Genomic DNA, 16270 nt, shown 5'->3' with positions numbered 1-16270 from the left:
GGCCAGAGGTCTGGAGGGACGACTTCGCTGCCCGCGAGGTCATGGCCGCCGCCGAAACAGTTCGGCCGGTTTGGTGGCCGGTTCCCGTCCCCGCGCACGCGGACCACGTCCGGCGGGTATCCCTACCGCAGGCGTCAACGCGCTTGGGGGTGGGGGGAGTTGGCTCTGTTGCCGCAGAGGCTGCGGAGGCACGAGAAGCGCGCGTCGTGGCGCTCCCGAAGGCGCGAGGCGATCCGTGCCCTGCGCGCCCAGGGACGCTACGGCCCCGGACTGCGCGAGGTGCTGCCCGCCCTCGTCGTGGTCGCCGTCGTCGTGTGCGGGATCGTGGCCGGGCTAGCCGAGGCGTACCGCGTCCTCGGCACCGCCGCGCTCGTCGGCGGGCTGGCGCTGCTCGCCGTGATCACGGCGGCCGTGGTCCGGCACAACCGGCCGCTGGCCCGGCGCCGCCTGGGCTACTACACGCCCGAGGAGATCGCCGACCTGGATGGGGAGGGGCTCGCCCTGGCCGTGTCCCGGATGCTGCGCCGGGACGGCTGGCGGGCGCTGGCCCGGCCCGACGCGCAGGGCCAGCCGCGGGTCCGTGCGCGCGACCGGCTGGGCCGCCGTCTGGAGGTGGCCTTCCGGCCCGTCGCCGAACCGCTGCCCGGCGAGGAGACCCCGACGCGATCAGCACGCGCGGCCGGCTCCGGACCGCATCTGCGGCTCGTCGTGCACCGGGGCACCTTCAGCCGACGTGACGTGCAGTGGGCACGCAGGCAGGGCGGCGTCCAGCTCATCGACGGCTCACGCCTGCGGCGCTGGGCCCACGGCACTCCCCTGCACCGGCTGCCCGAGGTCCCCTGACACGCGGAACGAGCCGCGGGCGCGGGGCCCACGGCTCGTTCACGGTACGGCTCGTCAGTCGGTGGTCTCGCAGTGGTTGCCCAGTGCGGGGTTCAGCAGACCGATGACGTCGATGGAGTTGCCGCACAGGTTGAGGTCGAGATCGATCGGCACCTGCACGACGTTTCCGGAGAGCACGCCCGGGCTGTCGCTGGCGGTACCGACGGGGTCGGGGTCCGCGCTCGCCGTGCCGGCACACAGCAGCAACGCCGCACCCGCAAGACCCACCGCGGCCGTCAGACGCTTCCTCATGAAGAACTCCTGTCACTCGGAGGGGCATGTCCCTCCACGCTGAGGGTGCGTCGGGGGGTCACGACACTCTTCGGCCGCCGAACGGGTGGCGACCCCCGGCCCGGGCCGCCCGCTCAGGCCTCCAGACCGGCGGCGATCGTCGCCCCCAGCTCCCAGCACGCCTCGATACCGGCCCTGTCCGGCTCGCCGGTCAGCGTCACCGGGTCGGCGACGCGCCGCCAGCCCAGCCCGGTCGTGATCGCCTCGATGCCGCGCACGGCTCCGGTCACGTCGTTCCCGCCGTGCACGTAGTAGCCGAAGGGCCGGCCCCGGGTCTCGTCCAGGCACGGGTAGTAGATCTGGTCGAAGAAGTGCTTGAGCGCGCCGGACATGTAGCCGAGGTTCGCGGGCGTGCCCAGCAGAAATCCGTCAGCTTCGAGCACGTCCGACGCGGTCGTGGCCAGAGCGGCACGCCGTACGACCCGGACGTCCTCGATCTCCGGTGTCGTGGCTCCGGAGACGACGGCCTCGAACATCGCCTGGCAGTTGGGCGAGGGGGTGTGATGCACGATCAGCAAGGTGGGCACGGGGCGAACCTACCCGTCGGACGGCATCACCCTGGTGACCTTGCCCTGGGGGGTGGCTTCCATATAGCCGCCGGAGCCGTAGTCGTCGACCAGGTAAATCGCCATGGCAGCAGGTGTGTTGAAGGCGATGCTCGGCATTCGGAGCAACAGGTAGCGGGACGTCGGCTTGTCCACCTTCAGATCCTTGCGCGCGGTCTTCAGCAACGCGGGAACGGTGTCCCAGTCGAAGTCGTCCAGGTTCACTGGCTTTTCGTCGTCCAACAGCGTGCTCTTACTGCCGCCTCCCGCATCGAAACCACTACCCGAACGGTAGATGTAGCTGACGTACCTGGTCTGGCTTCCTTTGACCATCACGTTCGCCATGACATACCCCGGGTACACGGAGAAGCCGCCGAAACGATCACTGCCCGTCTTGTCCTTGAAGGCCTTGATCGCTGTGCGAATACCGGCCGGCGTGAGCATGTCCTGGGTCTTCACGGCGGCGCTGCTCTGAGTCGCCGAGACGGTCGGCGTGGGCGTCTGCTGCTGCGTCTGACCACCGGCGCCAGGGGACGCCGTCGAGCCGTTCTTGTCGTTCCCGCCCGGCAGCACCTTCCAGGCGAGCGTCCCCACCAGCAGGACGCCTACGACGCTGGAGGCGACGGCGACGCCTCGCGACCGCTTCGCCGCCGGGCGCCGTCGACTGCCCGTGGCCTGCATGCCGTCGGTGGGCGGCAGCGACGGCGGCGTCGGCGGTGCGAGCCGGTACGAGGTCGTCTCGGGGCGCCGGTCCTCGGGCTGGGCCGCGGCGGCGTCCAGCATCCGGCCGACCGTCCAGGCGTCCGGCCGCCCCTCGGGATCACGGACCAGGACGCAGGACAGCACCGGCGTCAGCGATCCGGCCCGCACCGGTGGCGGCACGTCTTCCTGGAGTACGGCGGCCAGCGTGGCCAGGGTCGTACCGCGCTGGAGCGGGTGGTGGCCCTCGACGGCGACGTAGAGCATCATCGCGAGCGACCACAGGTCGGCGGCGGGACCGCCGCTCTGGCCGGAGACCCGTTCCGGGGCCATGTAGTCGGGGGTGCCGATGATCGAGCCGGTGGCGGTGAGGGCGGTGGCGTCGCGGATCGCGGCGATGCCGAAGTCGGTGAGGACGGGGCGGCCGTCGGTACGCAGCAGGACGTTGGCGGGTTTCACGTCGCGGTGCTGGACGCCCGCCGCGTGTGCCGCGTCGAGGGCGTCGAGCACGCCGCGGCCGAGGTGTGCGGCCTCGGCGGGGGCCATGGGTCCGCGGGCCAACCGGTCGGCGAGGGAGCCGCCTTGGACGAGTTCCATGACGAGCCAGGGGTAGGTGCCCACGCCCTCGTCGACGATGTGATGGATCGTCACCACGTTCGGGTGCTCGACCCTGGCCAGCGCGCGTGCCTCGCGCAGGACCCGCTGGCGCAGCATCTCCGCCGCGGCGGGGTCGTACTCGGCGAGGTCGATGTCCGGCGGCCGGACCTCCTTGACCGCGACATAGCGGTGCAGCAGCAGGTCCTGGGCGCGCCACACCGTGCCCATGCCACCGCCGCCGAGCCGGGACTCCAGCTCGAAGCGGCCGTCCACGACCCGTCTGCCGGGCTCCCCCTCATTCATGCGGAGGAGCTTATGTGACGAACGTGCACGCCTGTGCCGCGAGTTCGCAGGATGAGAAACGTCCGGGCCGACCCGTGAGGGCCGACCCGGACGTCAGATGGTGCGGACTGCTCAGATCAGGTCGAAGCGGTCCAGGTTGGAGACCTTGACCCACGCGTCGACGAAGTCCTTCACGAACTTCTCCTTCGCGTCGTCGCTCGCGTAGACCTCGGCGAGCGCGCGCAGCTCGGAGTTCGAGCCGAAGACCAGGTCGGCACGGGTGCCGGTCCACTTGACCGCGCCGGAGGCGTCACGGGCCTCGAAGGTCTGCTGGTCCGAGGAGGTCGACGTCCACGCGGTGCCCAGGTCGAGCAGGTTCACGAAGAAGTCGTTGGTCAGCGTGCCGACCTTGTCCGTGAGGACGCCGTGCGTGGACTGGCCCTGGTTGGCGCCCAGGACGCGCAGGCCGCCGACGAGGACGGTCAGCTCGGGGGCGCTCAGGGTGAGCAGGTTGGCGCGGTCCAGCAGCAGGTACTCGGCGGGCAGGCGGTTGCCCTTGCCGAGGTAGTTGCGGAAACCGTCGACGGTCGGCTCCAGCGCGGCGAACGACTCGACGTCCGTGTGCTCCTCGGTCGCGTCGACACGGCCCGGCGTGAAGGGGACCTCCACGTCGACGCCGCCGTCCTTGGCGGCCTTCTCTACCGCGGCGGCGCCACCGAGGACGATCAGGTCGGCCAGGGAGACCTTCTTGGCGCCGGAGTTGAACTCCGCCTGGATGCCTTCCAGAACACGCAGCACCTGAGCGAGCTGGTCGGGGTCGTTGGCCTCCCAGCCGCGCTGCGGCTCAAGGCGGATACGGGCGCCGTTGGCACCGCCGCGCTTGTCGCTGCCCCGGAAGGTGGAGGCGGACGCCCAGGCGACGGACACGAGCTGCGAGACGGTCAGGTCCGAGGCGAGGATCTTCGCCTTGAGGGCCGTGACGTCGGCGGCGTCGATGGTCTCGCCCTCGGCCTGCGGCAGCGGGTCCTGCCACAGCAGGGTCTCGGACGGGACCTCCGGGCCGAGGTACAGGGACTTCGGGCCCAGGTCACGGTGGGTCAGCTTGAACCACGCGCGGGAGAAGGCGTCGGCGAACTGCGCCGGGTTCTCGTGGAAGCGCTTCGAGATCTCGCCGTAGATCGGGTCGAAGCGCAGCGAGAGGTCGGTGGTGAGCATCGTGGGCAGCTTCTTGGCGTCGCTGTGGGCGTCGGGGATGATCGCCTCGGCGTCCTTGGCCACCCACTGGTTGGCGCCGGCGGGGCTCTGGGTCAGCTCCCACTCGTAGCCGAAGAGGATGTCGAAGAAGTCGTTGCTCCACTGGGTCGGCTTGGTGGTCCAGGTGACCTCCAGGCCGGAGGTGATGGCGTCGCCACCCTTGCCGGTGCCGTAGGTGGACTTCCAGCCCAGGCCCTGCTGCTCCAACGGGGAGGCCTCGGGGTCGTCGCCGACCGACTCGGCCGGGCCGGCGCCGTGGGTCTTGCCGAAGGTGTGGCCACCGGCGATGAGGGCGACGGTCTCCTCGTCGTTCATCGCCATGCGGCGGAAGGTCTCGCGGATGTCGCGGGCCGCGGCCAGCGGGTCCGGGTTGCCGTTCGGGCCCTCGGGGTTGACGTAGATGAGGCCCATCTGGACGGCGCCGAGCGGGTTCTCCAGCTCGCGGTCGCCGGTGTAGCGCTGGTCGTCGAGCCAGGTGGTCTCGGGACCCCAGTACACGTCCTCGTCGGCCTCCCAGACGTCGGCGCGGCCGCCGGCGAAGCCGAAGGTCTCGAAGCCCATCGTCTCCAGCGCCACGTTGCCCGTGAGGATCAGGAGGTCGGCCCAGGAGATGGACTGGCCGTACTTCTTCTTGACGGGCCACAGCAGACGGCGGGCCTTGTCCAGGTTGCCGTTGTCCGGCCAGCTGTTCAGCGGCGCGAAGCGCTGCTGGCCGCGGCCGCCACCGCCGCGGCCGTCGCTGATGCGGTAGGTGCCGGCGCTGTGCCAGGCCATGCGGATCATCAGCGGGCCGTAGTTGCCGAAGTCCGCCGGCCACCAGTCCTGCGAGGTGGTCAGTACCTCGGCGATGTCCTGTTTGACGGCCGCGAGGTCGAGGGCACCGAACGCCTCGGCGTAGTCGAAGTCCGCGCCGAGCGGGTTCGCGACGACCGGGTCCTTGGCAAGGATCTTCAGGTTGAGCCGCTCCGGCCACCACTGACGGTTGCCACCGCCCTGGGTCGGGTGCGCGGCGCGCCCGTGCGCGACGGGGCAGCCCCCGGCGTCCTCCGACTTCGCGTCCGTGACGATTGCGTCGTGGTTCTCAGACATGGGAATCCTTCCAAAACGGGGTGGAACACGTGGCTCAGGAACTGGGGACCGCGGTACAGGCGGGGCACAGACCCCAGTAGATGACCTCGGCCTCGTCGATCGAGAAGCCTTGGTCGTCGGCGGCGGTCAGGCAGGGTGCCTCGCCGACCGCGCAGTCGACATCGGCGACGACACCGCACGACCTGCACATGAGGTGGTGGTGGTTGTCGCCGACGCGTCCTTCGAAGCGGGCGGGACTGCCTGCCGGTTCGATACGGCGTATGAGTCCGGCCGAGGTCAGCGCGTGGAGCGCGTCGTACACGGCCTGGAGCGATATGTGTCCTACGCGGTCACGGACCCCGGACGCGACCGCCTCGACATCGAGGTGGTCACCGTGCCGGACGGTCTCGAGCAGCGCGACGCGGGCTGCCGTCACCCGCAGGCCGGCACCGCGCAGCTCCTCGGCGGTGGTCGGTGGCTGGGATGCGGTCATGGCGCTCAACCTACAGCCATAAACACGAGTGATTCAAGAAAACAAACGGTTCAAGTTTGATGTCGTCCCGGGGCGGACGGTGTGGAGCGGTCCCACGTGGTGGCGGTGACCCCACGTTCGCGCAGTACGCCCTTGCGAACCTTGCCGGTCTCGGTGAGCGGGAGCTCGCGGACGGTGTCGATGTAGCGGGGCACCGCGAACGGCGGCAGTTCGTGCGCACAGTGCCGTACGAGGTCCAGCGGGTCCAGTACCCGACCCGGCCCGGGCACCACCGCGACCATGACCTCGTCCTCGGCCAGCTCCGAAGGCACCGGGAAGGCGGCCACATCGGCGACCGCCGGGTGCGAGCGGACGACGGACTCCACCTCCTGCGAGGACACGTTCTCCCCGCGCCGCCGGATCACGTCCTTGATCCGGTCGACGAACCGGAACCACCCGTCGGCGTCACGGACCACCCGGTCACCGGTGCGCCGCCAGGCAGTGGGACCAGGCTCGGACTCCCCCAAGTACCCGGTGCAGAAAGCGAATTCATGCGCGCTACGGACCACCAGCTCACCGGCGACACCGTCCGCGACGGGGGCGAGCAGCTCGTCGACTACGCGCGCGGAGAAGCCGTCGCGCACGGTACCGACGTAACCGGGCCGCTGCTCCTCGGGCGTCGACCCGATGACGAGGTTCGTCTCCGTCGACCCGAACCCGTCGACCAGCGTGACCCCGAACCGCTCACGGAACGGCTCCCACGCCGAGCCGGGAGTGGCGGGGGAAAGCCCGCACCACACCCGATGCGCACGGTCGACGGCACTCGGCGGCTGGGCCAGCAGCATCGGCACCATCGCGCCCAGCAGATAGACGACGGTCGCCCCGGCCTCCGCCACCCGCTCCCAGTACCGCGTGGCGGAGAACCGCTCACCGATCACACAGCTCGCGCCCACGGCCATGGCGTGCGCGAGGGTGTTCAGCGCGTTGGTGTGGAACAGCGGCAGACAGGTGAACAGCACGTCGTCGGCGGTGAGTTGGAGCGAGTCGGAGACGTTGCGGCCCCACCAGACGGTCTGCGCGTGCGGGCACCGGACACCGCGCGCCGCACCCGTGGTCCCCGAGGTGAACAGCACGAACGCGGTGTCGTCCGGGCGCACTTGGGCAGGAGGCAGGGCGGGGGCCGTACCCGGCGTCGGTACGTCGCCCCCGCCGACGACCCACAACTCCCCCTGAAACCCGGCCGCTACGACCCGCTCCACCAACTCCGGCTCGACCAACAGGAATTGAGGCGCCGCCGCCCGCAGCACCTCCCGAAGCCCACCGCCCCGCAGACCGGTGTTGAGCGGGATCAGCACCGCGCCCAGCCAGGCGCAGCCGAGGATGAGGTCGACGACCTCGATGCGGTTGTCGGCCATGACGGCGACGCGGTCGCCCGGCCGACACCCCCGCTCGGCGAGCGCTCCGGCCATCGTGGCGGCGGCCGTACGGGTCTCCGCGTACGTCCGTGTCACGTCCCCCACCCGCAGGAAGGGCCGTTCGCCGAACTCCCCGGCCACCGCGTCGAGGAGGCCGGGGATGGTGTCGGTCACCGCAGGACTCCGGCCTCCCGGAGCCGCTGGACGCGCTCCGTCGAGAACCCCGCCACCTCACTCAGTACGGCGTCGGTGTCGGCGCCGAGTACGGGCGCGGCCGCGCGGATCCCGCCGGGTGTGCGGGTGAGGCGGATCGGGACGCCCTCGTGGAGGAAGGCGCCCGCGACCGGGTGTTCCCTGCGGACATAGAAGCCACGGGCCCTCAACTGCGGGTCGTGCTCCACGAGTTCACGCCCGTCCTGTACGGCTCCGGCCGGGATTCCGTGGGCCTGGAGCGCTTCGGCGGCGACGTCGGCGGGGAGGGTGCGGGTCCACTCCCCGAGCGCGGCGTCCACAAGGGCTGCCGAAATGCGCCGGGCCTGCGCCGTGAACGTCCTTTCATCCGTGGCGAGTTCGGGTCGGCCGATGACCTCGCACAGCGCCGCCCACTCGGTGTCGTCGCGCACGCTGACCGCCAGCCAGCGGTCGGTGCCGAGGCAGCGGTAGACGCCCTGCGGGCTCCAGCTCGGGTGGGTGTTGCCGCTCGGTGTGACCGCCGGGCCGCCGAGGAGGCTGGTGCCCATGTGGGCTGCTGTCGCCTCCAGTTGGGAGAGGTCGATGTGCTGTCCGCGCCCGGTGACGGCGCGGTGCTCCAGTGCGGCGACCGTGGCGAGGGCGGCCTGCAGTCCCGCGACGATGTCGCCGTGGCCGTAGATCACGCCGACCACGTCGTCCGGGCCCCAGCCGGTCAGTCCGGTCAGTCCCGCGCTCGCCGAGACCGTGTCGGCGTACGAGACCCAGCCGTTGCGCGGGCCGGTGTGCCCCATGCCCGACATGCTGACGTATACGAGGTCCGGGTTGATCCGGGTCAACTCCTCGTAGCCGAGGCCGAGTTTGCGCATGACGGTGGAGCTGAAGTTCTCCACGAGGACGTCGGCGTGGGCGATGAGTTCGCGGAGGACCGCGACGCCTTCGTCGGTGCGGGTGTCGAGGGCGATGCTGCGTTTGTTGCGGTTGACCTCGTTGAAGTAGCCGTTGGTGTTCGGGTCCGTGTGGGGGCCGCGGGAGAGGTGCATGAAGGGGGCGAAGCGGGTGGGGTCGGGGCGGCCCATGGACTCGACCTTGATGACGTCGGCGCCGTGGTCGGCCAGGACCTTGGTGCAGTACGGACCGGCGAGGACCCAGGTCAGGTCGAGGACGCGGATGCCGTGCAGGGCGGGGGCCTCGGTGTTCACGACCGCGGGGGTGGGCCCCGGACGGTGTTCCGCGAGCATCTCCTGGTCCGCGCCCGGCGCGGGGACGTCCAACTCCCGTACCCGGTGGCCTTCCGGGAACGCGAAGGGGAAGCCCAGGTCGGTCCGCTCGCCCTCCGGTGTGCGGACCCGGGTGAAGAAGTCGCGGGCCGTGAGCTGCGGGTTGTCGGGGAGTTCGTGGGGCAGGTCGACGGCGGCCCAGGGTAGTTTCCTCGCCTGGGCCCGTTCCGCGAACTCGGCCTTCGGCCACCTGCCCACGAAGTCCTGGACGACCTTGAACACATGCTCCTGGTGCTTCTTGCGTTCGACCGGGTCCTGCCAGCGCGGTTCCGTGAGGTCGGCCGCCGTGTTCTCCTCGCGCAGCCAGTCGAGCAGCGCGTCCCACATGCGGGGGCTGCCGCCGAGCCCACCGCCCAGGTAGCCGTCGGCGGACCTGAACAGGCCGTGCGGCACGAGGGGATGGACGCTCCCGGGGCGCGGCGGAACCCGGTCCTCGTGCAGGTAGGCGAGCGTTCCGGCCTCCAGCGCGGCCGCGACGCACGCCTGCGCGGAGACGTCGACGAGTTGTCCCGGGCCGGTGCGACGCGCGCGGAGTCCGAGCAGGGCGGCGATCGCCGCGTTGACGCCGGCGAGTTGCTCGGCCTGCTGCTCCGGCAGCCGTAGCGGCGGGCCGTCGGGGTCGCCGACCTGGGCGAGCATTCCGCCCAGCGCGGCCACCACGAGGTCGGTGCCCTGCCAGTCGGTGCGGGGGCCGAGCAGGCCGAAGGGGGTGACGCGGACGTGCACGAGGTCGTCGAGGCCCGCCACGATCTCCTCGGCGCCGCCCGGACTCCCGTCGAGCAGCACGTCGGCGCCGGCGAGGAGAGCACGCAGCTCTTCGGGCGAGGCGGGCACGACCGACCGCTTCCCCGCGTGCCAGTGGACGAACGCGTCGCCGCCGAGTTCGCGTCGGGTCGCGTCACCCTCCGGCGGTTCGACGAGCACGACCTCGTACCCGAGCCCGACCAGCAGTCGGCCGGCGAACCGGGTGAAGGGGCTGGACAGTTCGACGACCCTCGCGACGGACCCGCTCATGTCTCCTCCCCGGAGAGTCAGTTGTGCTGCTGGTTCAGGAAGCCAGTGACGACGCTGTGGTAGTCGTAGGGCCGTTCCTCCTGCGGATGGTGGGAGGCCTCGCTCATCACGTGCAGGTTGCCCTTGGGGATCATGCGGGCCAGCATCAAGGGGTAGTCCGGGGTCAGGAACGCGTCCTGCATGCCCCACAGGAACAGCGTCGGCGCGGCGATCAGACCGAGTTCGGCGGTGAGGTCCTGCCAGTCGCCGCGCGGGTTGTCGGAGGCGCCGGCGAGCGCGGTCTCCTCGGGGTCGAGGCTCTGCTCGTAGCGCAGGGTCACGGTGCCGTCGGGGATGGCGGCCGGGTCGAACCACTCCAGGCGGGCGATGAGTTCGCGCATCTTCTGCCAGGAGGGGCCGGTGCCGCCGTAGTACACGTCGCGGGCGTTGCGGCCGCGGCGGCCGCCCTCCGGCAGGGGCGCGAGCGGGCCGTAGAAGACGGGCATGCTGCCGGTGATGACCAACGACCGTACGCGCTCGGGGTACTTGGCGGCGAGGTTGAGGGCGATGGTGCCGCCCCAGGAGTTGCAGACGAAGTCGGCGCGGTCGATGCCGAGTCCGTCGAGGAGGGCGACGGTCTTGGCCGCGTGGTAGTCCCACATGGGGCCCTCGATGACGGGCTTGGCGGACTTGCCGTACTGGAGGATGTCGACGAGCAGGCACCGGCGGTCCGCCGCGAACAGCCGTGCCACCTGGCCGAAGTCCGACCAGCCGGTGCAGCCCGGGCCGCCGCCGTGCAGGAAGACCGTCGGGCTGACCGCAGGACTGCCCTCCCCAAGCTCGACGTAGTGGTACTTGACGCCGTCCGCTTCCGCGTAGGTGCCCTCCGGGGGCGCCTGGATGTCCATGAGGTCCATGTCCCGATGGTGGGACGGCGGCGATCTCCACCCAAGCGGAACGGTCCGCTGAGCGGGCCGGTTCCGTGGCGGCCGGGGGCGGACCGTCCTTACCGTCAGGACACCGGAGGGGAGGCAACTCATGATCAGGAGCGCCGCGTTGGAGCTGGTCGAGGAGCGGGCCCGGGCGTCGTTGGGGAGGTGGGAGCGGCGGTCGTTGGGTGTCGTACGGGCCGAGGACGCGGCGGAGTTCGCGCGGGCGGCCGGAGAGAGCACCCCGCAGTTCGTCGATCCCGCTCGCGCCGACTTCGCCGTCCACCCCATGTACGTGGTGAGCCTGCTGCGCGGGGCACCCGGCGCCGACGTGGCGGAGTTCCGGCCGGACGGCATGTACCGCGACGAGGTCCCCGGGACGGACGGTCTCGACGTCCGGCTGATGGCGGGCGGGCAGGACGTGCGCTGGGTCGACGCGGTGCGGGCGGGTGACCTGATCGAGCTGCGGCGCGCGCTGACTGCCGTGGAACGCAAGGGAGTTGGCGAGGGCTTCCTTCTCCTCACGGTGGAGAAGGTCTACGGCGCGGTACGGGGCACGTTGATCGAAGTCACAGAAAGGTTCATCGTCCGATGACAGGCCGTCAGAAACGCCAAGTCGTCGTGGGGCAGGCCGTGTTGCCCGTCGAGCTGACACCCGACGCGATCAGTCTGCTGCGGTTCGGGGCGGTCACCCGTAATGCCCATCTCATCCACTACGACAGCGAGTTCGCGCGGTCGGAGGGGCTGGCGGGGGCGGTCGTGATGGCTCAGCTGCACGGGTGTCTGTTCCACCGTGCCGCCGTGGAGTTCGCGGGTGCGGGTGGAGAGGTGCGGGAGGTGGGGTGGCAAAACCGGGCACCGGCGTATGTCGGGGATCGGCTGGTGGTGACGGGCACAGTGCGGTCCGTGGACGCGGTCAGCGGTGCGGTCACTCTGGATCTGGTCGAACGCTGCGGTGCCGGTGACGTGGTGTGTTGCCGGGGGCGTGCCGTGGTGGTCCCCGGGTGAGGTGAAACCCTTCCCCGGTGGAGGCGGCACGGTCACAATGGACGGCCGGTGACGGCGGATCCGAGCCCCGGGAGGTGCCGTATGCCGTCCAGTCCTGTGCCTCGGCGGAAGGCCGGTGAGGGCGGTTCGGTGGATCGTCGGCCCGGGCCGCTTCCCGTTCCGGGACGCGCCCCGAGCGTGGACGCTCCCGTGCACGACGCGGCGACGCTCGGGTTCGTCGACCGGCCCGGCCGCGAGTACTGGTGGCGTCAGCTGAGCGAGGCGGCCCGCGACCGGATGGTCACCAGGGTCGGTCCGATCGTCGAGTGGTGGGCGTACTGCCACCCCGCGGACATCGAGCGGCCGTACGCGGTGGTGTTCGGTGAGCGGGGTCTCGCCGTGGCCACGCCGACCGTCAACGACCGTGGCGGGCCGGCGCAGTTGCTCACGGTCGTGCCGTTCGTACCGTCGTCGTTGCGGCACGCGGTGGTGGTGCGGAAGCCGGGACGGCCGCGCCCCGGTCGTCCCGCGGTGTCGGCGGGCGACGCGCCGCGTGGGTTCGAGGAGGAACTGCCGCTGCCGGCGCGCTTGCGCGGGTTTCTCGGCAATCTGCCCGTGGAGGCGCAGGCCCGGTCGCAGTGGCCGTTCGTGAACGGCGACGTGTTCGACCGGGGCGACTGCTTCTACTTCGGCAACGACGACGAGTTGGACGTCTGGTGCTACCTCGCCGGACGCCGGTGGGTGACGTTTGTGTCCGGGCACGGCTCGGGTCTGTCCGGTCCCGCGCACCGCGCCTCATGGCGGCTGGTCTGCCGGCAGGCCGAGGTGGCGGTGCGGTGACCGCGGCGGACGAACCGGACTTCTATCTGGTGCTCGGCGTCCCGGCCGATGCCGCCAGGGCCGAGATCGTGCGCGCGTTCCGTCGCAGGGCGCTGACCCACCATCCCGACCGTGGCGGCGACGCGGAAGTCTTCCAGGACGTGCGCCGGGCCTACGAGACGCTGTCCGACCCGGTGCGGCGTGCGGCGTACGACCGCCGCCGCGCGGCTGTGCCACGGAGCGCGCCCGGCACCTCCGCCGAACCGCCGCCGCCTGCGGCCGACCCCTTCGAGTGGGCCTCCGGTGCCGGCCCTCGCACGGGTGGCCCCTCGGGCCCCGTCCGTGACCAGGGGATGCACGCCGGTTTCTTCCCGGCGCACGATCCGGGCTCTTCGTGGCGGCGGGCCGACCGGTTCGCCTGGTGGAGCCCCGTCGAGGAGCCGCCGCCGAAACGACGCCGACGCCGTCGCTGACCCACTCCGGTCACCGGCAGCCCGCGGCCCCGTTCCCGGAGCTCTTCTCTTGCGCCGGGATCAGCAGTGTCTGTCCCACCGCGAGGCCGGTGCTCTTTCCCATGTCGTTGAGTTCCTGCAGGTCCTTGACGGTGGTGTCGTACGCGCAGGCGATGCCGGAGAGCGTGTCACCGGATACGACGTGATGGATGCCGAGCAGGAGATCGGGCGCCGGGAGCGGGATCAGCGGCCGGGTGATGATCGGTGCGGGCAGCGACGCGGCGTAGCTCGGCTCCGGCTGGAGATGGGTGGAGCGGGACCACGGCGCGTACGGCGAGGCCGTCGCCGGCAGCTCCAGCCCCGGTCGGTAGGTCTGCGGGTAGGGCTGGGAGGAGTCGGAGCCGAGCAGGGCGATCCCCCACACCACCATCGCGACGACCAAGGCGCCCATGGTCACCTTGGCGACCGTGCGTTGCCGCGCGAGTTCCTGGGTGATCAGGTCCGGCGCGCTCCTGGTGCTCCGCCGGGCCGTTGTCCGTCCGGCCGGTGCGGCCACGGTACGCAGGGCCAGGACGACCGGTGCCTCGATGTCCAGGCCGAGGCGCGCGAATTCGCCGCGCAGGGCCGGCACCGCCGTACGGTCGCGTGCGGCGGCCGCGACGAGATCGTCCAGGCGCCCGCGCGGATCCCGGGGGCAGTCCAGCAGGTAGCCCTGGGTCCAGCTGAGCACCCAGCGTGCGCGGCCCGCGCCGGCCAGGGCCTGCCCGGTCAGCGCGTACAGGGCCTCGGTGAGCTGTTCCTCGGGCTCGGGCGCGTCGGTGAGGCGGCGTACCAGCTCTGTGTGCTCTCCGCGTTCCAGCAGGCCGAGGACGGTGGCGAGCGTGGGGCGCGCGGTCGTCCGGGTGTCGCTCGCCGCGTCGAGGAGGAGGCTCGCGAGCTCGATGGCGAACGCCTCGGCGGCCAGGTCGGCCCACTCCGTCCAGGGCAGTGCCGTCACCGCGTGCCCGGCTTCTCCGAGCATCTTGCGCTGTACGCGGGTCACCGGTGACGTGTCCGCGATCAGCGGGCCCTCCTCGGCGACGATCCTGGGCGGCCCGGCGGGGCGCGCCTCGATCAGGGCCAGCCGTCGGACCAGCGGTGGATGGGAGTCCAGCGGGGAACGGCCCGACTCGACCGGGTGCGCGCGCAGTTCGGCCATCCGCGTCCGCACCGGCGGGTCGTCCACCATGGCGGCGAACGCCTCGAACACGTCCTCGGGCACGAACCCGAGCCGCTGCACGGGCCGCAGATACCGGCTCTCGAACCCGGCCCAGGTGATGCCGAGGGCGTGGACGGCGCGCAGCGCCTGGGCGGTCACCTCCGGGCCGACGACCGAGGCCGCCTCCGCGTCCGCCTCCAGTTCCTGGCGTCGGCGCACCGCCAGCGACAGACGCAGATACACCCACGCGTAGGCGCCGATCGCCGCCTGGTACAGCCAGGCGTACCCGACCCGGCCCTGGTCGGACCGTGCGGTCATGCGCAGCCGGAACAGGGTGGAACGCAGCGACGCGGCCCCCCGGTAGGTGATCGCGCCGAACCGGGTGTGCCGGCCCGCGTAGTGGCCGAGTTCATGGCAGAGCACGGCCCGCAGCTCCATGGGCTTCAGCCAGCGGAGCAGCGGCACGCCCAGACTCATGGTCCGCTCCCCGACCGAGAGGCCGAGCAGCCGGGCGTCCTCCGACACCGACGCGTTGGCCTGCGCTGTCAGGTAGATGCGGCTGGGCGGCCGGGTGCGCAACTGCCCGGCCAGCTCCTCGACCAGCCGCCACAGGCCGGGGGCGTCGGCGCGGCGCAGGAGCACCGCGTCGGGCGGGGGCGCCTCCGTGCGGCTCACCGTGGCTATCCCGTACAGCAGGGCGGAGGCCGCCGGGATACTGCCGCCCAGGGCGAGCGACCAGTTGCCGGTCTGTGAGGGCATCTCGACCATTCCCCACAGCGTGAGGCCGACGAGGGCCGCGTCGGCCGCGAGGAGAGCGAACGCGACGACGTAGAACCCGGCGAGCATCCCCACGGCGAACAGCCCGCGTAACCATCCCAGGACCGCGGTCACCGGCTCTCTCCCCGTCTGCGGGCCAGCGCCGCCCGCGCCCGGTCGAGCCCTTCCGCGTCTCCCTCGACGGCCGCTCGGAGCCATGCCTCCGTGGTGCGCAGGGCCTTGACGAGGGGGTCACGGCCGAGGCCGATGCGGCTCGCGTCCGCGCGGCCGGGACCGGTCGGCTGCGGGCCGGCCATGAACGGGTCGTACCTGCTCGTGTCGTCCGCGGCCATGTCCAGCGCCTCCTTGAGCGTCCGGCGTGCCTTGGAGACGTTCGCGGCGACGCCGCCGCGCGTCATCCGCAGCGTCTTGGCGATCTCCTGCTGGGACCAGCCGTGCAGACAGAACAGCACCATCGTGACCCGCTGCCGCGGCGGCAGTGCGGCCAGCAGCCGCAGCACCTCGCGCGCCTCCGCGCTCTGTTCGGGGCTCGCCCGGACCGGCACCGGCACGTCCGGCAGCCGGTCCTGGCCCGTTCTGCGCCTGCGCTGTGCCTTCCACAGCCGCTGGACGGCGACCCGGTACACCCACGCCTCGGGCAGGTCGTACTCCGCGATGCGGTCCCAGGCCCGGAAGGCCTCCAGGAACGCCTCCTGGGTGACGTCCTCGGCGTCCTCGCGGCTGCCGCAGAGCATGATCACCTGCGCCAGGACACGTCCGTACGCGCAGGTGAAGAAGGTCTCGAAGTCCCGTTGCCCCAGGGCCTGTTCCGCGCTCACCGGTGGTCAGCCCCGACCGGCTCGGCGGCCGTCGACGACGCCGGACGCGCGATCAGCGTCCGGCCGTCGGCGCGCGTGACCTCGACCGTGCCGCCGGGCCCGGCCGCCCGCACGACCGTGGCCAGCGCGTGCGCCCACGCGCGGTCCCGCGCCGGCTGCGTCCACAGCACCGCCAGCGCGTACACCAACTGCGTACAGGCCGGCACCACGACCACCACCACAGGTTCGACAACCATCTCAGGGTCCCTTCCACAGGATCGGAGCAGTGACACCCTGATACAGCCGTGAGCGCCCAACTCGTTTACCCGGGACCGGAATTCACC

At 71.7% G+C, this 16270-nt stretch carries 16 protein-coding genes; 5 read left to right on the top strand and 11 right to left on the bottom strand.

The window, feature by feature from the left end; genetic code table 11:
* Positions 1–168: 168 nt before the first annotated feature.
* Positions 169–843, top strand: coding sequence for a hypothetical protein (locus tag R2B38_RS41120; RefSeq protein ID WP_318020891.1), 675 nt, complete (start codon positions 169–171; stop codon positions 841–843).
* Between the two features lie 54 nt (positions 844–897).
* Here R2B38_RS41120 and R2B38_RS41115 read toward each other — a convergent pair whose 3' ends face one another.
* From R2B38_RS41115 to R2B38_RS41080, 8 genes are all read right to left on the bottom strand, one after another.
* Positions 898–1134 (bottom strand): chaplin, encoded by a 237-nt coding sequence (locus R2B38_RS41115; protein ID WP_318020890.1) that lies wholly within the window; start codon positions 1132–1134, stop codon positions 898–900.
* A gap of 113 nt (positions 1135–1247) precedes the next feature.
* Positions 1248–1700, bottom strand: coding sequence for a flavodoxin family protein (locus R2B38_RS41110; RefSeq protein ID WP_318020889.1), 453 nt, complete (start codon positions 1698–1700; stop codon positions 1248–1250).
* A gap of 9 nt (positions 1701–1709) precedes the next feature.
* Positions 1710–3317: a serine/threonine-protein kinase gene (locus tag R2B38_RS41105; RefSeq protein WP_318020888.1), complete on the bottom strand. Its 1608-nt coding sequence runs from the start codon at positions 3315–3317 to the stop codon at positions 1710–1712.
* Positions 3318–3428: 111 nt separating this feature from the next.
* Positions 3429–5639: a catalase/peroxidase HPI gene (gene katG, locus R2B38_RS41100; RefSeq protein ID WP_318020887.1), complete on the bottom strand. Its 2211-nt coding sequence runs from the start codon at positions 5637–5639 to the stop codon at positions 3429–3431.
* A gap of 34 nt (positions 5640–5673) precedes the next feature.
* Positions 5674–6111 (bottom strand): Fur family transcriptional regulator, encoded by a 438-nt coding sequence (locus tag R2B38_RS41095; RefSeq protein WP_033280496.1) that lies wholly within the window; start codon positions 6109–6111, stop codon positions 5674–5676.
* Positions 6112–6161: 50 nt separating this feature from the next.
* Positions 6162–7679: an AMP-binding protein gene (locus R2B38_RS41090; protein WP_318020886.1), complete on the bottom strand. Its 1518-nt coding sequence runs from the start codon at positions 7677–7679 to the stop codon at positions 6162–6164.
* Positions 7676–9988, bottom strand: coding sequence for a CoA transferase (locus R2B38_RS41085; protein ID WP_318020885.1), 2313 nt, complete (start codon positions 9986–9988; stop codon positions 7676–7678). Before R2B38_RS41085 ends, R2B38_RS41090 begins: the two co-directional genes overlap by 4 nt.
* A 17-nt stretch (positions 9989–10005) precedes the next feature.
* Positions 10006–10884 (bottom strand): alpha/beta hydrolase, encoded by an 879-nt coding sequence (locus R2B38_RS41080; protein WP_318020884.1) that lies wholly within the window; start codon positions 10882–10884, stop codon positions 10006–10008.
* Between the two features lie 121 nt (positions 10885–11005).
* On the opposite strand from R2B38_RS41080, the gene R2B38_RS41075 reads away from it, so the two are divergent.
* From R2B38_RS41075 to R2B38_RS41060, 4 genes are all read left to right on the top strand, one after another.
* A complete protein-coding gene (locus R2B38_RS41075) occupies positions 11006–11491 on the top strand; it encodes a MaoC family dehydratase N-terminal domain-containing protein (RefSeq protein WP_318020883.1) in 486 nt (161 codons plus the stop codon).
* Positions 11488–11904 carry an acyl dehydratase gene (locus R2B38_RS41070; protein ID WP_318020882.1) on the top strand — a complete coding sequence of 139 codons (417 nt, stop codon included), beginning with the start codon at positions 11488–11490 and terminating at the stop codon, positions 11902–11904. Before R2B38_RS41075 ends, R2B38_RS41070 begins: the two co-directional genes overlap by 4 nt.
* Before the next feature lie 177 nt (positions 11905–12081).
* Positions 12082–12723, top strand: a complete 642-nt coding sequence (locus R2B38_RS41065) for a hypothetical protein (RefSeq protein WP_318020881.1) — start codon at positions 12082–12084, stop codon at positions 12721–12723.
* Entirely contained in the window at positions 12720–13175 is a 456-nt protein-coding gene (locus R2B38_RS41060) for a J domain-containing protein (RefSeq protein WP_318020880.1), read from the top strand. Before R2B38_RS41065 ends, R2B38_RS41060 begins: the two co-directional genes overlap by 4 nt.
* A gap of 10 nt (positions 13176–13185) precedes the next feature.
* Here R2B38_RS41060 and R2B38_RS41055 read toward each other — a convergent pair whose 3' ends face one another.
* Genes R2B38_RS41055 through R2B38_RS41045 form a run of 3 tightly spaced genes read right to left on the bottom strand, consistent with a single transcriptional unit; the run spans position 13186 to position 16183 of the window.
* Positions 13186–15243 (bottom strand): M48 family metalloprotease, encoded by a 2058-nt coding sequence (locus R2B38_RS41055; protein ID WP_318020879.1) that lies wholly within the window; start codon positions 15241–15243, stop codon positions 13186–13188.
* Positions 15240–15947 (bottom strand): sigma-70 family RNA polymerase sigma factor, encoded by a 708-nt coding sequence (locus R2B38_RS41050; RefSeq protein WP_318020878.1) that lies wholly within the window; start codon positions 15945–15947, stop codon positions 15240–15242. Before R2B38_RS41050 ends, R2B38_RS41055 begins: the two co-directional genes overlap by 4 nt.
* The gene (locus R2B38_RS41045; RefSeq protein ID WP_318020877.1) at positions 15944–16183 is read right to left on the bottom strand and encodes a hypothetical protein; all 240 of its coding nucleotides are present in this window, start codon (positions 16181–16183) and stop codon (positions 15944–15946) included. Before R2B38_RS41045 ends, R2B38_RS41050 begins: the two co-directional genes overlap by 4 nt.
* Positions 16184–16270: the final 87 nt, after the last annotated feature.

The organism is Streptomyces sp. N50 (genome assembly GCF_033335955.1).
GTDB lineage: Bacteria > Actinomycetota > Actinomycetes > Streptomycetales > Streptomycetaceae > Streptomyces.
Note: the sequence above shows the minus strand (reverse complement) of the source record. Positions and strands in the feature narration are given on the sequence as shown.

Coding starts and splice junctions, on each gene's coding strand:
- R2B38_RS41115 (WP_318020890.1), bottom strand. CDS start 1,134: ATGAGGAAGCGTCTGACGGCCGCGGTGGGTCTTGCGGGTGCGGCGTTG.
- R2B38_RS41105 (WP_318020888.1), bottom strand. CDS start 3,317: ATGAATGAGGGGGAGCCCGGCAGACGGGTCGTGGACGGCCGCTTCGAG.
- katG (WP_318020887.1), bottom strand. CDS start 5,639: ATGTCTGAGAACCACGACGCAATCGTCACGGACGCGAAGTCGGAGGAC.
- R2B38_RS41095 (WP_033280496.1), bottom strand. CDS start 6,111: ATGACCGCATCCCAGCCACCGACCACCGCCGAGGAGCTGCGCGGTGCC.
- R2B38_RS41085 (WP_318020885.1), bottom strand. CDS start 9,988: ATGAGCGGGTCCGTCGCGAGGGTCGTCGAACTGTCCAGCCCCTTCACC.
- R2B38_RS41080 (WP_318020884.1), bottom strand. CDS start 10,884: ATGGACCTCATGGACATCCAGGCGCCCCCGGAGGGCACCTACGCGGAA.
- R2B38_RS41075 (WP_318020883.1), top strand. CDS start 11,006: ATGATCAGGAGCGCCGCGTTGGAGCTGGTCGAGGAGCGGGCCCGGGCG.
- R2B38_RS41070 (WP_318020882.1), top strand. CDS start 11,488: ATGACAGGCCGTCAGAAACGCCAAGTCGTCGTGGGGCAGGCCGTGTTG.
- R2B38_RS41045 (WP_318020877.1), bottom strand. CDS start 16,183: ATGGTTGTCGAACCTGTGGTGGTGGTCGTGGTGCCGGCCTGTACGCAG.